The following is a 13,471-nucleotide window of genomic DNA, read 5'->3' as shown; positions in this document are numbered from 1 at the left end:
GAATATTCCGTGTCACGGTGAGCAACCGGCGCAGACAACCGTGGGGTCTGGTCGCCGTTACGATCCCGACCAAATCGGCACACGTCTCTCACGGAATGCTGTGGCACCCTCCCGGGCGTCGTTTGAGGAGAGGATTTGCGGGGCGGCGAAGTCAACCATGTCGAAGGCTTGCTCGGTTGTCAGGCTCATGCTTGCGGTGAATAGTTCTTTTGTTCGAGCGACGGCAAGGGGCGCATTCCCGCTGATTCTGTGTGCCAGGTCGATGGCATCCTTTGCCGCCATTCCAGTTGATGAGATTGAGTTCACGATTCCGATCTCTTTTGCTTCGCCGACCGGGATCGTGTCGCCCGTGAGAAGCAGGTGGGCTGCTCGGTTGCGTGGGATCATCTGGGTGAGACGGACGATTCCCCCGCCCGCGGCGATGAGTCCTCTCTTCACTTCGGGTAGTCCGAACTTTGCAGTTTCCGAGGCGATGACGAGGTCGCATGCCAGGACGAGTTCGAAGCCGCCCGCTACTGCATGACCTTCGACGGCAGCGATCAATGGTTTGCTCGGAGGCATGCGCGTAAGACCTGCCAGGCCACGGCCTCGTGTTTCCGGCAGCGATCCATCGGTGAAGGCTTTGAGATCCATGCCGGCGCAGAAGTCGGGCCCTTCCCCTGTGAGAACCCCGGCTTTGAGGTTGTCGTCCGCATCCAGCCGGTCGAAGGCGTCGGCCAGGGAGTCGGCCATCTCGCGATTGATCGCATTCTTCACCTGCGGTCGATCGAGAGTGATCACCAGTACGCTGTCGATCTCCCTGCACGTGAGTGTGGCTGACACTTGCTGGCCTCCTGTTGTGTTGCCGGCCCCTACCGAGCCGAGCCCCTAGACGACATTGCATTTCTGCCTGCCCGTCGACCAGCGCCGGGCAGGCTCTCGTTCTGTAAATCCCCCAGTGGAGCAGGGCCAGTCGCCGTAGCCGACGTCCACGGTGTAGGCGGCCGCTGCATGACAACAGCTCGGTCAACATGCCGAGAATCCGCAGGTTCGGTGCCGGGCTACTCCGCAAAGTTCCGTATGTCACCGAGAAGTTGACCACCGTCGACGACCAATGTTTCGCCTGTGATCCAGCGGGCGGCGTCGGAGGCGAGGAACAGGATCGCCGAGGCGACGTCGTCCGGCTCACCGATACGTCCGAGTGGGGTGGCCGCGGCCACCTCGTGCTCCTGGTCAACCCACAGTGCTTCGGCGAGCTTTGTCCTTACCACCCCGGGTGCGACGGCATTGACGCGGACTGCCGGTGCGAGTTCCATCGCGAGTTGCTTCGTGAGATGGATCAACGCTGCCTTCGAGGCGTTGTACACGCCGATCCCCTTCTCGGCGACCATGCCTCCGAGCGAGGCGGTGTTTACGATCGCCCCACCGTTGTCCATCATCCATGCCTTGGAGGCGAGATCACTCCACAGCATTGGTGCCCAGAGGTTGACATCGAATGTCTTCGAGAATCGCCCGTGGTCCTGTTCTGCCAGCCTGCCATGGGCAGGATTCGTGCCGGCGTTGTTCACCAGAATGTCGAGACCACCGAATTGATCGACGACGTTGTCGATGCACCGCCGGGCACCGTCTTCGTCGAGGGCATGCACGCCTACTCCGATTGCCGTCCCCCCGACCTGTGTGGCAGCCGCCTCAGCGGATTGCGCCGAGCGGGAGGTGAGGATGACGTCGGCACCGGCGGCAGCGAAAGCCTGCGCGGTGGCCAAGCCGATGCCGCGGGAGGCGCCGACAACGAGCGCAGTGCGCCCCTTCAGATCGCAATTACTCATCGGACGAGCTCCTGTTTCAACTGTTGACCCATGAGGTGGACTGCGCGGGACGAGGGTCCGGAATGTTTCCGGACCCTCGCCGACGTGGCCAGTTGTTCACCCGGGAAGTGAGGCGGTCACAGACCGAGGTGCTTGCGCAGGAAGGCGCCGGCGGCAGAGATTGCGGCGTCGGCTTCCGGCGATCGTCCGGCCATGAACGGGAAGACGTGCTGCATTCCCGGCGTGGTCTCGAGGGTCACGTCGACGCCTGCTGTGCGTGCCAGCTCCGCGAAGCGCTCGGCGTTGTCCTGGAGAGTTTCATAGGTGCTCGCGGTCAGGTACATAGGCGGCAGCCCGGTGGGGTCGGCGTAGAGGGGGTTGGTCAGCGGATCAGTCGGTGAGCCGGTTTCGCCGAGGAACATCTGAGACATCATTTCTACGACCGGCCGCTGGACGAGCGCGTCGGTTTCCGCGTTCGTCTCGAGGGTCTTTCCGTTGTGTTCCATGTCGTACCAGGGCGAGAAGCCGACGATCGCCGCCGGAACTTGTTCGCCGGTATCGCGCAGCACCAGCGCAAGGGTGGTGGCGAGATTGCCGCCCGCAGAGTCTCCCGCTGTGGCGATGCGTTTCGGGTCGATGCCCTGGTCGCGCAGCCAGCGGTGGGCTGCCTGCGCGTCGTCGAGTTGCGCGGGGTACGGGTGCTCGGGGGCGAGGCGATAGTTCAGGTTCAGCACCTTCACGCCGGCGGCCTTGGCGAGGTGACCGGCGAGTTTGCGATGGCTGTGCATCGACATGACGGAACATCCGCCGCCGTGGGTGTAGATGATCGCAGCATCGTCGGGTGCGCCCTCGGGAATGATCCACATCGCCTCGACACCGTTGGCGTCGACATCGCGATACGTGACACCTTCGGGTTCGGTCGCCAGGAGGTGTGCCTGTTCGTACATATCCCGCATGGTGGCCAGGTCCATGGCGGGATTGGCGGCGGCCCGATTGCCCCAGCTTTCGTAGAGTTCACGCAGTGCGTCGGTGCGCGCGTCGTTCGTCATCGTGTTTCTCCTGATGTATTGACGGGTTGATCGGTGCGCCGGTGTGGCGTAGAGCGAAGGTGGTGAGGGTGCGGCCGTCGTCGTTGTGAGGTGGACACCGGATCCCTATATGGCGGTGCCCGGACGAGGGCGAGCACGGTGTCATGCTGCGAAATTCGGTGTCGGCGAACCTCCGGTGCAGCTTCTTGCCAGCGGTGAGCAGGGTGTGTTCGGCGGGCCGTGATCTGCTCGGTCCGGGCTTGCTCGTCTCGGTGGCCTCGATCCGCCGCCACCCGCGCGGCGGGTGCGGGCGACGCGTCGATCCGTGCGGCGGTGTTCTCACTGCACGCACCCCGTTTATGGGGGTTGCCCGCGGTGGAGGGGCAGGCATTGTGCGCGTGAGCCCTCCTCCGCGTGGGGCGGATCGTCGATCCCGGGAGCACTGCGGCCTCCGGAACCGCTACAGATCAGGGGTCCCCCGATCTGCCGAGATTCAATCGCCGATGGTGGCTACCAGACGGTGGCCCTTCACGCCGCGGGCGACTTCGTCCAAACCGGCGGGGATGTCGTCGAATCCGATCGTCCTGGTGGCGATCGTGAGACCACCGGATGCGATGTACTTGATCACCTCGACGGTGTCCGCGGGCGTGCCACCCACCGAGCCGACGAGTTGCAGGTCTTTCATTGCCAGCAGATAGGTGTTGATCGTCGACTCCTGCTGTCCGACACCGACCTGGACGATGCGGCCACCGTGCCGGACTGCCTCGATGGCACCGGCCGTGGTCGTTCCGAATCCGGCGAAGTCCACGATCAGATCGAGTTCGAACGGGGCGAGTTCGGTGACGTCGTTGACGACGTGCTTGACTCCGCGTTCGAGGCCCGCGGCGTGCACGTCGGTGTTGATCTCGGCAGCGTAGACCTCGGCGCCGGCGAGAACGGCCATGCGCGCCCCGGTCAGGCCGAGTCCACCGAGGCCGATGATGCCGACCTTCATGCCCGGTTGCAGACCGCCGCGGACGAAGACGCCGTGGTAGGAGGTCATGCCCGCATCGGTCGCTGCGGCAGCCTGGACGAAGGGGACTTCGTCGGGGATCGGGATGAGCTCGCTCGCCGGAGCGAGGTGCTTCTGTGCGTACGCGCCGTGGCGGCCGATGCCGATGGTCTTCTGGCCGATGACGCCGCTCGTGCCGTCTCCCATCGCGCTGATCGCTACGCGGTCGCCGATCGCAGCCGTTGTCACCCCCTCGCCGATCGCGGACACGACACCGGACGCCTCGTGCCCCAGGATGATCGGGGTGAATCCGAGGACTTCGGTCAGGGTGCCGTCGGTGATGCCGACATCGCTGTGGCACAGGCCGGCGGCTTTGAGATCGACGACGACTTCACCGGGTGCAGGGGTGGGGTCCGGCACGTCGACGAGTTCGAGCTGAGTGCCGGGACCGTGGAACATCCATGCTTTCATGGCGGTCTTCCTTCATGTGTTGAGGCGTGCGGTCGAGTACTCGGGATGGACGATTTCTGGTGCAGCCATTCCCGGCCACTGTGGGTTATCGAGTGGCGACGGCGGGGGTGTGGATTTCGAATCCGGAGTAGCCGTCCGCGGCGGCCTGTTCGCACATGTCCATGTACTTGTCGGCGCCACCGAAAAAGACGTTGATGACGGGGGCCTTGCCTTCGACGTTGGTGCCGGTGAACCAGGAGTGCACGTCCTTGCCGGCGACGAGCAGGGTCTGTTCGGCGATCGCCGTGATCTGTTCGGTCCAGGCGTCCTCGGCCTGTTCGGTCGCTTCCATCAGTGCACCGCCTGTGGCGTTGATGTGGGTGATGGCCTCGGCGATCCAGTCGGCGGTGTTCTGTGCGCACGGGGGGATGTTGGTGAACGGGCTCTGGGGGCCGGTGATCATGAACATGTTCGGGAAGCCGTGGGTTCCGATACCCAGATGTGTCCGCGGGCCAGGGGCCCACTTGTCGGCGAGGGTTTCCCCGTTGCGGCCGACGATGTTCATCCGGGTCAGCGCGCCGGTGGAGGCGTCGAAGCCGGTGGCGAAGACGAGTACGTCGACCTCGTATTCGGTGCCGTCGGCCAACCGGACACCGTGTGCGGTGATCTCGGCGATCTCGTTGCCGGACGCGTCGATCAGGTCGACATCCTCACGGTTGAACGTCTCGTAGTAGCCCGAGCCTGACGGTGGTCGCTTGGCGCCGAAGGGGTAGCGCGGAGTCAGCTTTTCGGCGACGGCCGGATCGGTCACGGCGGCGCGGATCTTGTCGCGCACGAACTCGGCGGCCGAATCGTTGGCGGCGGTGTCGAACAGCAGATCGTCGAAGCTGAACAGGAACGGGAATCCGCCGTACTCCCACGCCTTTTCGTAGATTCGGGTGCGCTCCTGCTCGTCCATTGAGCCGGCGAGCAGGTTTGCATTCTCGAACGGGAACGAGAACCAGTGCCGGCGCACCTTGGCCCACACCTCGTCGTAGCGCGCCTTGATCTCGTCCATCTCCTGCTGGGAGACCTCCCGGTTGCGGGCCGGGATAACGTAGTTCGGGGTGCGCTGGAACACGGTCAGGTGCTCGGACTGTTCTGCGAGCAGGGGAATGGCCTGCACGCCGGTCGAACCGGTACCGATGATCCCGACCCGCTTGCCGGCCAGGTCCACGCCCTCCGCGGGCCAGTACGCGGTGTGCAACCACTGGCCCTCGAACGATTCGATACCGCGGAAGTCCGGCAGATTCGGGGCCGACAGGATCCCCACGGCAGTGACCAGGTACGTCGCCGAGGCGCGCTCACCAGTGTCGGTGCGCACCTGCCAGCGACCGGAGGCTTCGTCGAATTCCGCCGTCTCGACCCGAGTTGCGAACCGGTAGTGGCGGCGCAGATCGAACTTGTCGGCCACGTACCCGAAGTAGGACTGCATTTCCGGTTGGGTGGGGTAACGCTCCTTCCAGGTCCACTCCTGCAGCATCTGGGGGTCGAACGAGTAGCAGTAGTAGTAGCCCTCGCAGTCGGTGCGCGCCCCGGGGTAATGGTTCCAGTACCAGGTTCCTCCCACATCCGGGGCGGCCTCGTACGCCTGCACCGTCAATCCCATCTCCTGCAGCCGGTGCACCATGTACAGGCCGCCGAATCCGGCGCCGACCACCACCGCGTCGACTTCCCGAACGGACTGCGGTGCGGTGGTCCCGCTCGCTGCTGATGTGGACATCATTCCTCCAAATGGCCTCGAATGTGATTGCCATCACCGTCGCAGTTTTATGACATCTATGTCAACGAAATAGGTGCGGTCTCGTGATACTTATCCGATATCACAGCAGCTCATTAGCAGGAATAGAAACATGACATGGCCATCAAACTCGCGGAATCGTCGTGGACGCACGACAGATACGCCGTCCGGGGCTCTTCCTCCGACGGCACTACACCAGGAGGGTGCCCGTGGCTGCACCCGGGGAGCAGGTCAGTCCTGCGGGTTCTGCGGGTTCTGCGCTGCGCTCGAGACCAGTGGTGTCCGCCGGGTGAACTGACCGGACGCCCGGCCAGGTCCGGGCGGACCGGCGTAGGCCTGCCCGACCGTCATCCACTCCCCCGCGATCGGGCCGGAGGTGACCAGGGTGGTGTCGGCTACGTGACGGCGGCGGGTGAGCACCAGGCAGAAGTCCTCGATCGGCCCACTGACCGAGTCCTCGAGGCCGTCGTCGCCGAACTCCCATGTCCCTCCTGAGGGCAGGGACAGGCGTACCCGTACACCGGTGTCGGGCACCGGCATTGCACGATTGACGAAACTGAACGGGAACGCCAGGCACGCGATCCGTGCGATGTGCTCCATCCGGGACGTCACCGGGCGGATGGCCCCGACGGTGTCGGCGACGTCCTGACCGTGCGCCCAGGTCTCCATCAGCCGGGCGGTGACCATGGACGCCACGCTCATCGAAGGCCCATACCAGGGGTGGCGGGTGCCGGCCGGAGTGGAGCGGAACGCGTTCAGGAGCGAGCGGCGACCTTGCCGCCACGTGTCGAGGAGTTGTGCCGAGGTCAGCGCCAGCAGGGGTTCGAGGACCGCGATGCTGTACGCGTCCGGATCCCGATCGGCGCGGCGGCGCTGTTGGGCGAATGCCTCCGGGTCGGTCAGTGACATCTGCGCGGCGGCGTCGAAGAAGGCGAGGTGGGCGATCTGATGGCGGCTGGTCCATCCCTCCGCGGGGGTGGGCCGGTTCCAGTCGTCGTTGTCGAAGACTGTCACGATGTGGTCGAGAGCGGTCTGCTCGTCGTGGAGGTCGGTGATGAGGCTCGCGAGTTGGTTCACGATCGGGGTCCTGTCGTTTCGTTGATCTTCGGTGCGATTGGTCGGGCGGCGCCGGAGAGCGCCGCGTTGTCGATCTTGTGCTGCAGGCGGCGCATGCCCTTCAGCCATCGATCGGGTTCGGTGGCCCGTGTGGCGAAGTACTGCGCCACTTGCGGGTGCGGGAGGATGTAGAAGCGGTCGTCGCCGAGGGCGTCGATCACTTCGTCGGCAACCTGTTCGGCTTCGAGTACGCCCTGGCTGAACACGACGTCCCCGACCTCGTTGGTGGGGAGCATGCGGGTTCGAACACCTTGCGGGCACAGGCATTGGACCGTGATTCCGCGGTCGCCGTAGGTGGCCGAGACCCATTCCGCGTGAGCGACGGCTGCGTGTTTGGTCACCGAGTACGGTCCGGAACCGAGCATGGTGAGCAGACCCGCTGCCGAGGCGGTGACGACGAGTCGCCCTTGTCCCCGTTCCAACCAGTCGGGCAGCAGTTCTCGCATGGCGCGCACGTGGGCCATCACGTTGACGTTCCACGAGCGTTCCCAGTCCGCTTCTGCGTCGTGCGCACCGGTCTCGATGCCCGCGTTGGCGAAGTAGATGTCGATCGAACCGATCGCCTGCCGTGCCTGCGAGATCAGTTCGTGCACGGCGTCCTCGGCTGCCGCGTCGCCCGGAAGGGCATATCCGCCGATCTCGTCGGCGACGGCCGTACACGCGGTGGCATCGCGGTCGTTGACGGCGACCCGCGCGCCCGCGCGGGCCAGTCGGTGTGCCAGGGCGCGGCCGATGCCGTTGCCGGCGCCGGTGACGACGACCCCCGCTCCGTGAAGCCAGGACGGGTCGTTGCTCGGATTCATCGGTTTCGGAACCTCTCGATTGGTGAAGTCACGCGCGCAGAGGGGCGCGCGGGCTATGGTCGGACGGGAGCCGACCTTTCAATTTGACAGGTTTGTCAAGTAGATCGTCAAGGGGAGGGCTGCACGTGGGTCACGTGGTCCGGTGGGACCGGGATGTCAGACGCTGCTGGCGTTCGGCAGCAGGGCGATGTTCTCTGCGGCCGCTGCGAGTGCGGTGTCGAGGAAGGCCCGGATCTCAGGTCGGGTGTTCCCGCGCCGGTACGCGACCCCGATGATCGACGGGCTGGCGTCGGGTAGCTCGATGGCACGAATCAACGGTGAGGGCGCCAACCGGGCCATCGCGGCACAGCCGGTGACGACGACCTGGGCGGTTTCCAATGCCAGTTGGATGCCCTGCACGGTCGACACCGGCGGGATTGCCTGGTCGACCAGGGAGCGCCCGCGCTCGGGGTCGAGCTGCCAGAAGCTCGCGAACGAATCGGGCGCGTCGAGGGCCAGCATCGGATAGTCGGTGATGTCGTCGACGGACAGGTGCTGCTCGGCCGCGAGTTCGTGCGTACTCGGCACGAAGAGTGCACGCGGCTCCGCCGCGATGGGCACGACATCGACGTCGTCGTGCTCGATCGGGCAACGCACGAGTGCCAGGTCGATGACTCCGCTCGTGACCAGGTCGACTTGGTCGGCGAAGCTGGTGTCGCGCAGTTTTACGGTGATCTCGGGGTGCTGGGTGCGGAATGCATCGAGGATGGGGCGGGTGAGCTCGCCGGCCGACAACGGGCCTGCCACGGCCCCGATCCGCAGGTCCGGGCCGGTGTCTCGATCCCTGACCTGCATGGCGGTTTTCGCGTCCTCGACCTGGGAGATGATCTCGCGGGAACGGCCGACCAGTTCCCGGCCCGCGTCGGTGAGGACCACTCCCCGGCTGGACCGGGTGAAGAGCGCGACTCCCAGCTCGCGTTCGAGCCGAAGCAATGCTTGTGAGAGAGGTGGCTGCGCCATGTAGAGCCGGCGGGCGGCGCCGCGCACGCTGCCTTCTTCCGCGACGGCGACCAGATACTGCAGCTGTCGCAGGTCCATCGCGCCTCCGTCTGCACCTCGGTCATGCGGGGTAGAGCACTACTTGGGCAATTCCGCGGTTGGCCTCGAGCCAGGTCACTCGTCGGCGAGGGTTCCTACCGCGTTGGACCACAGGGTGGTCAGGGTGTGAACGGCGACGTCCTCGTCGTAGGACTCGCCCTGCAGGAACGACCCTCGGGCGACCTGCTCGATCATTCCGCCGAGAATTTGCGCGACGACGTGCGGATCGAGATCGGGGTCGAGGCGACCCTCCTTCTGCTGGTGGCGGACGCCGTGTTCGATCCGACCGCGGAACAGGGCGCGGATCCCCCTCAGCAACTCCTGCGTGTAGGAGTCGTAGGGGGCGACCTCCTCGATCACTCCCATGATCCGGGCGTTGCGCGAATAGGCCTGCAGGTAGCGGCGGTTGGCGGCCTCCAGGCGAGCCCTCGGGCTGGATCCGGCGTCGCCCCCCACTGCGGAGGCTTCGAACATCTCCCCGGTGACCTGCTTGAGTACCTCCCGGAAGAGTTCCTCTTTGGATTCGAAGTACGTGTAGAAGCTGCCGTAGGCGACCTCGGCCTTGCGGGTGATGTCGGCGACCCGGGCCTCGTTGAGACCGACCTCCTCGAAGACGTCCCGACCTGCTTGGACGAGCGCGGACCTGGTCCTCTTGCCGCGAGCAGACAGGGACTGCACCGACCCCACCGCCTTGGGGGCGGCGCCGTTGCTCTTGGTGCCGGCCGGCGCGGCACCCTCGGCACCCGAAGGTGTCGCTCGTGTGGGTTGTGCCATTGCCTGCCTCCTTTCGAGACCGTACTGACGTTCCTCGATGATATGACATCTCAGTCAACTATGACTTCGGTGTCCGGACCCGGTCGCCGATGTTCTGATCGATCAGCGGTGCACGCTGGCGGCCACTCCCGTGATGCGTTCCCTCAGCTTGCGCTTGAGGATCTTTCCGGTCGCGGTGTAGGGCAGCTCCTCGACGAACACCACCCGCCGCGGGCACTTGAAATGTGCGATCCGGGCACGCGCGTAGTCGATCAGTTCGGTTTCGTCGATGCTGTCACCCTCGGACACCACCACCGCGACGACCGTCTCCCCCCACTTCTCATCCGGGACACCGATCACGGCGACCTCCGACACCGCGGGGTGACGGTAGAGGACCTGTTCCACCTCGATCGGGTAGACATTCTCTCCCCCGGAGATGATCATGTCCTTCTTCCGGTCCACCAAGGTGATGAAACCCTCGGCATCGGCTCGTCCGAGGTCACCGGTGTGGAACCAGCCGCCCCGGGTGGCTTCGGCCGTCTCCGCGGGTCTGCCCCAGTACCCGGCGAAGATGTTCGGTCCGCGCAGCACCAGTTCGCCGACCTCACCGACCTCGACATCGTGATCGTCGTAATCGACGATTCGGACGTCGACGTGCATGAACGGTCTGCCCACCGAGCCGGCGTGCGAGACCACTGATTCCTCGTCGAGCAACAAGGTGTTCGGTGATGCCTCGGTCATCCCGAAGCCTTCCAGGAACATCCAGCCGCGCTGCTGATAGAACTCGATCACCGGAAGCGGGCAGGGGGCGCCGCCGCACAGCACATACTGCATCGACGAGACGTCATAGGAGTCGAAGTCCGGCACCTTCGACAGCGCCGCCCACATCGCCGGAACCATGAACTGGGTGGTGGTGCGGTACCGCTGGATCAGTGCCAGGGTCCGGTCGGGATCGAACGCGCGCACCGTGATCACGGTGCCACCGGCGTAGAGGATGGGCAGCACGGACAATCCGAGCGCACCGATGTGGAACATCGGCGCCACCGCGATGGTGACGGTCCCGTTCGTCAGCCCGCTCCCGACGGTCGCCATGTTGAACGCATTCCACTGCATGTTCGCGTGGGTGAGCATCGCCCCCTTGGGGGTGCCGGTGGTACCGGAGGTGTACATGATCACGCAGGTGTCGTCCTCGCGGACGAGCGGGTCGGGGCCTCGCCGTCCCGCCGCGGTGAGCAAGTCGTCGAACGTCGAGACGGGCAGGCCGCCGACCGGGGCGCCGGCGGTTTCGACCACGATCCGTCGGACGCCGTGCCCGCCCCGCTCCACCGCGCCGGTGGCGAGGTCACGGAATCTGTTCGACACCGCGAGCACGGTGGCGCCCGAGTCGGCGAGGATGTAGCGAACCTCCTCTGCGCCGAGCCGGAAATTGACCGGGACCACGATCGCGCCGAGATTCGCCGCGCCGAAGAGCACGCGAACGAACTCGATGGAGTTCTCCATCAGGATCGCGACACGGTCCCCGCGGCGGACACCGAGTTCGTGCAGTGCGGCCGCCGTGGCCGACACGTCACGCTCGAGATCCGTATAGGACACCGCCCGGCCGCTGTCGCCGTCGATCAATGCCGTCGCGTTCGGTCGGCGATGCGCGCGTCGAACGATCCAATCCCCGATTCCGCCTTGCATGTGTTCTCTCCTAGCGTCTTGGTTTCGTTGCCCGATCGCGGCGAGGTGCCGACTCAGCAGTGGGGTACCCATGCCGGTCGACGTCGTTCGGCGAATGACCGAATACCTTCTCTGCCTTCCTCGGAGTTGAAGTATTGCGCCGAAAGATCTTGCATTGCAGAGAGTTCCACGGCGATCGAGGGGGCCTCGGAGCGAAGCAGTCGCTTGGTTCCGGCCCACGCCTTCGGTCCGCTCAGTACCAGGGTCTCGACGAGGTGACCGATCTCGTCGTCGAGATCGTCGACCGGGACCACTGCGCTGAGCAAGCCGATGCTTGCCGCGTGATGTGCATCGAATGTCTCGGCGGACAGGAACAGACGGTAGAGCGCATGGGGCACAACTCGATGTCGGAGCGGGACCGAGATGACCGCGGGAACGACGCCGATCCGCACCTCGGTGAAGGCGAAGCTGACGGTGTCCACCGCCACCGCGAAATCGCAGGCAGCGACCAGTCCGGTGCCGCCGGCGCGGGCCGGGCCGGCAAGACGGGCGACCACCGGTTTCGGTGAGGTCCACAACAACTCCAGCACCGCGGAGAAGTCGCGTGCAGCCGCATCGCGGCGCTCGGGTGCTTCCTTCAGATCCGCACCGGCGCAGAAGACCGGTCCGGTGTGGGTCAACACCACCGCCCGGACGTTGTCGTCGCGCACCGCGGTGGTCAGCTCGGCGAGCAGGTGGGCGCACAGGTTCGCGGACAACGCGTTGCGGTTGCCCGGGGAATCGAGGGTCACGGTGGCCACCCCACCGGCCACGTCGCTGATCACCAGTGGCCGCTGGCCGACCGTCTCCGCCGCCGTCATCGACTTGCCCGGGGTACGTCGAGCAACCGCTTGGCGATGATCTCGTTCATGATCTCGTTCGTTCCACCACCGATACCGAGGATGCGGGAATCGCGGTAGTGGCGTTCTACCTCGCTCTCGCGCATGTAACCCATACCGCCGTGGATCTGCACCGCTTCATTGACCACGAAGTCGCAGGCTGCGACGGCGGTGTTCTTGGCCATCGCGACCTCGGCGTCAACCTTCTCCCCGGCCGCCCAACGAGCGGTTACATCACGCACGTAGGTGCGTGCCACCAGCGTCTGCCGCTGCATCTCCGCGAGCTTGTGACGGATCACCTGCCGCTGCGCGAGAGGCACACCGAAGGTCGTGCGGACCGTCGCGTACTCCTTACCCAGGGCGAGAGAGCGTTCGGCGGTCGCGACGGCCTGCACCGCGAGGGTGAGCCGCTCGGACTCGAAACGTTGCATGATTTGCCGGAATCCGGTGTTCTCCTCGCCGATGAGGTTGCGGACGGGCACCCGCACCTCGTCGAAATGCAACTCGGCGGTGTCCGAGCACAACCAGCCCATCTTCTTCAGCCTCGACGCGACGGTGAATCCGGGACGGTTGGACTCGACGACCAACAGGGAGACCCCGCGATGGCCGGCTCCGCCGGTCCGCGCAGCGACGGTGACGAAGTCGGCGCGGGTCCCCGAGGTGATGAACGTCTTTCCACCCGTGATCACGTACTCGTCACCATCGCGCACCGCGCGGGTGGTGATGGACCCGACATCCGAGCCGGTCCCGGGCTCGGTCACACCCAGGGACGCGATCTTGGTGCCGGTGACGGCGGGACGGACGAACTCGTCGAGTTGCCACGGATCTCCGGCGGCGGCGATGTGAGATGCGCCGATGGTGTGGGAAAACAGCGCGGAGGTGACTCCGGTGCTGCCACCGGCGAGGATGATCTCCTCGTTGGCGACCATCAAATCGATGAAGTCACCTTCACCGCCGGCCTTCTCGGGGAAGTCGAGGCCGAGAAGCCCGAGTGCACCGGCCTTCTCGTGCAGCGATCGGGGCATCTCGCCCGCGTCTTCCCACGCCGGCAGGTTCGGCACTACTTCGCGAAGGGTGAAGCCGCGCACGGCCTCACGGAGGGCTCGACGCTCGTCGGTGTTCCAAAGGTCGTTCGCGGAGGTCATCGGG

12 protein-coding genes are annotated in these 13,471 nt (G+C 65.5%); all 12 read right to left on the bottom strand.

All coding sequences use genetic code 11. The features are described 5' to 3' along the window. Positions 1-57 precede the first annotated feature (57 nt). The 12 genes from HYG77_RS34980 to HYG77_RS34925 all read right to left on the bottom strand — a co-directional run bounded on the left by HYG77_RS34980 (position 58) and on the right by HYG77_RS34925 (position 13,467). Positions 58-822 carry a crotonase/enoyl-CoA hydratase family protein gene (locus tag HYG77_RS34980; protein WP_208964136.1) on the bottom strand — a complete coding sequence of 255 codons (765 nt, stop codon included), beginning with the start codon at positions 820-822 and terminating at the stop codon, positions 58-60. 218 nt (positions 823-1,040) lie between these two features. Then, positions 1,041-1,805, bottom strand: coding sequence for an SDR family oxidoreductase (locus HYG77_RS34975; protein WP_208964135.1), 765 nt, complete (start codon positions 1,803-1,805; stop codon positions 1,041-1,043). Between the two features lie 116 nt (positions 1,806-1,921). After that, positions 1,922-2,833 carry an alpha/beta hydrolase gene (locus HYG77_RS34970; RefSeq protein WP_208964134.1) on the bottom strand — a complete coding sequence of 304 codons (912 nt, stop codon included), beginning with the start codon at positions 2,831-2,833 and terminating at the stop codon, positions 1,922-1,924. 472 nt (positions 2,834-3,305) lie between these two features. Then, a complete protein-coding gene (locus HYG77_RS34965; protein ID WP_208964133.1) occupies positions 3,306-4,274 on the bottom strand; it encodes a zinc-binding dehydrogenase in 969 nt (322 codons plus the stop codon). An 85-nt stretch (positions 4,275-4,359) separates the two neighbouring features. Beyond that, the gene (locus tag HYG77_RS34960) at positions 4,360-6,015 is read right to left on the bottom strand and encodes an NAD(P)/FAD-dependent oxidoreductase (RefSeq protein WP_208964132.1); all 1,656 of its coding nucleotides are present in this window, start codon (positions 6,013-6,015) and stop codon (positions 4,360-4,362) included. Positions 6,016-6,264: 249 nt separating this feature from the next. Further along, the gene (locus tag HYG77_RS34955; protein ID WP_244461506.1) at positions 6,265-7,110 is read right to left on the bottom strand and encodes a TIGR03084 family metal-binding protein; all 846 of its coding nucleotides are present in this window, start codon (positions 7,108-7,110) and stop codon (positions 6,265-6,267) included. Next, the gene (locus HYG77_RS34950) at positions 7,107-7,952 is read right to left on the bottom strand and encodes an SDR family oxidoreductase (protein ID WP_208964130.1); all 846 of its coding nucleotides are present in this window, start codon (positions 7,950-7,952) and stop codon (positions 7,107-7,109) included. Before HYG77_RS34950 ends, HYG77_RS34955 begins: the two co-directional genes overlap by 4 nt. 156 nt (positions 7,953-8,108) lie before the next feature. Continuing rightward, a complete protein-coding gene (locus tag HYG77_RS34945; RefSeq protein WP_208964129.1) occupies positions 8,109-9,029 on the bottom strand; it encodes a LysR family transcriptional regulator in 921 nt (306 codons plus the stop codon). Positions 9,030-9,104: 75 nt separating this feature from the next. After that, positions 9,105-9,803: a TetR/AcrR family transcriptional regulator gene (locus HYG77_RS34940; protein ID WP_208964128.1), complete on the bottom strand. Its 699-nt coding sequence runs from the start codon at positions 9,801-9,803 to the stop codon at positions 9,105-9,107. A gap of 102 nt (positions 9,804-9,905) precedes the next feature. Further along, positions 9,906-11,465, bottom strand: coding sequence for a long-chain fatty acid--CoA ligase (locus HYG77_RS34935; RefSeq protein WP_208964127.1), 1,560 nt, complete (start codon positions 11,463-11,465; stop codon positions 9,906-9,908). A 53-nt stretch (positions 11,466-11,518) separates the two neighbouring features. Further along, entirely contained in the window at positions 11,519-12,304 is a 786-nt protein-coding gene (locus HYG77_RS34930) for an enoyl-CoA hydratase-related protein (protein WP_208964126.1), read from the bottom strand. Then, complete coding sequence (locus tag HYG77_RS34925) at positions 12,301-13,467, bottom strand: acyl-CoA dehydrogenase family protein (protein ID WP_208964125.1); 1,167 nt, start codon at positions 13,465-13,467, stop codon at positions 12,301-12,303. The genes HYG77_RS34930 and HYG77_RS34925 overlap by 4 nt, the downstream gene beginning before the upstream one ends. Positions 13,468-13,471: the final 4 nt, after the last annotated feature.

It is taken from the genome of Rhodococcus sp. ZPP (assembly GCF_017656075.1).
GTDB classification, from domain to species: Bacteria; Actinomycetota; Actinomycetes; order Mycobacteriales; family Mycobacteriaceae; genus Rhodococcus_F; species Rhodococcus_F oxybenzonivorans.
The sequence above is the reverse complement of the archived record's forward strand: the minus strand, read 5'-3'. Positions and strand labels throughout refer to the sequence as shown.

Coding starts and splice junctions, on each gene's coding strand:
- HYG77_RS34975 (WP_208964135.1), bottom strand. CDS start 1,805: ATGAGTAATTGCGATCTGAAGGGGCGCACTGCGCTCGTTGTCGGCGCC.
- HYG77_RS34970 (WP_208964134.1), bottom strand. CDS start 2,833: ATGACGAACGACGCGCGCACCGACGCACTGCGTGAACTCTACGAAAGC.
- HYG77_RS34965 (WP_208964133.1), bottom strand. CDS start 4,274: ATGAAAGCATGGATGTTCCACGGTCCCGGCACTCAGCTCGAACTCGTC.
- HYG77_RS34960 (WP_208964132.1), bottom strand. CDS start 6,015: ATGTCCACATCAGCAGCGAGCGGGACCACCGCACCGCAGTCCGTTCGG.
- HYG77_RS34950 (WP_208964130.1), bottom strand. CDS start 7,952: ATGAATCCGAGCAACGACCCGTCCTGGCTTCACGGAGCGGGGGTCGTC.
- HYG77_RS34945 (WP_208964129.1), bottom strand. CDS start 9,029: ATGGACCTGCGACAGCTGCAGTATCTGGTCGCCGTCGCGGAAGAAGGC.
- HYG77_RS34940 (WP_208964128.1), bottom strand. CDS start 9,803: ATGGCACAACCCACACGAGCGACACCTTCGGGTGCCGAGGGTGCCGCG.
- HYG77_RS34935 (WP_208964127.1), bottom strand. CDS start 11,465: ATGCAAGGCGGAATCGGGGATTGGATCGTTCGACGCGCGCATCGCCGA.
- HYG77_RS34930 (WP_208964126.1), bottom strand. CDS start 12,304: ATGACGGCGGCGGAGACGGTCGGCCAGCGGCCACTGGTGATCAGCGAC.
- HYG77_RS34925 (WP_208964125.1), bottom strand. CDS start 13,467: ATGACCTCCGCGAACGACCTTTGGAACACCGACGAGCGTCGAGCCCTC.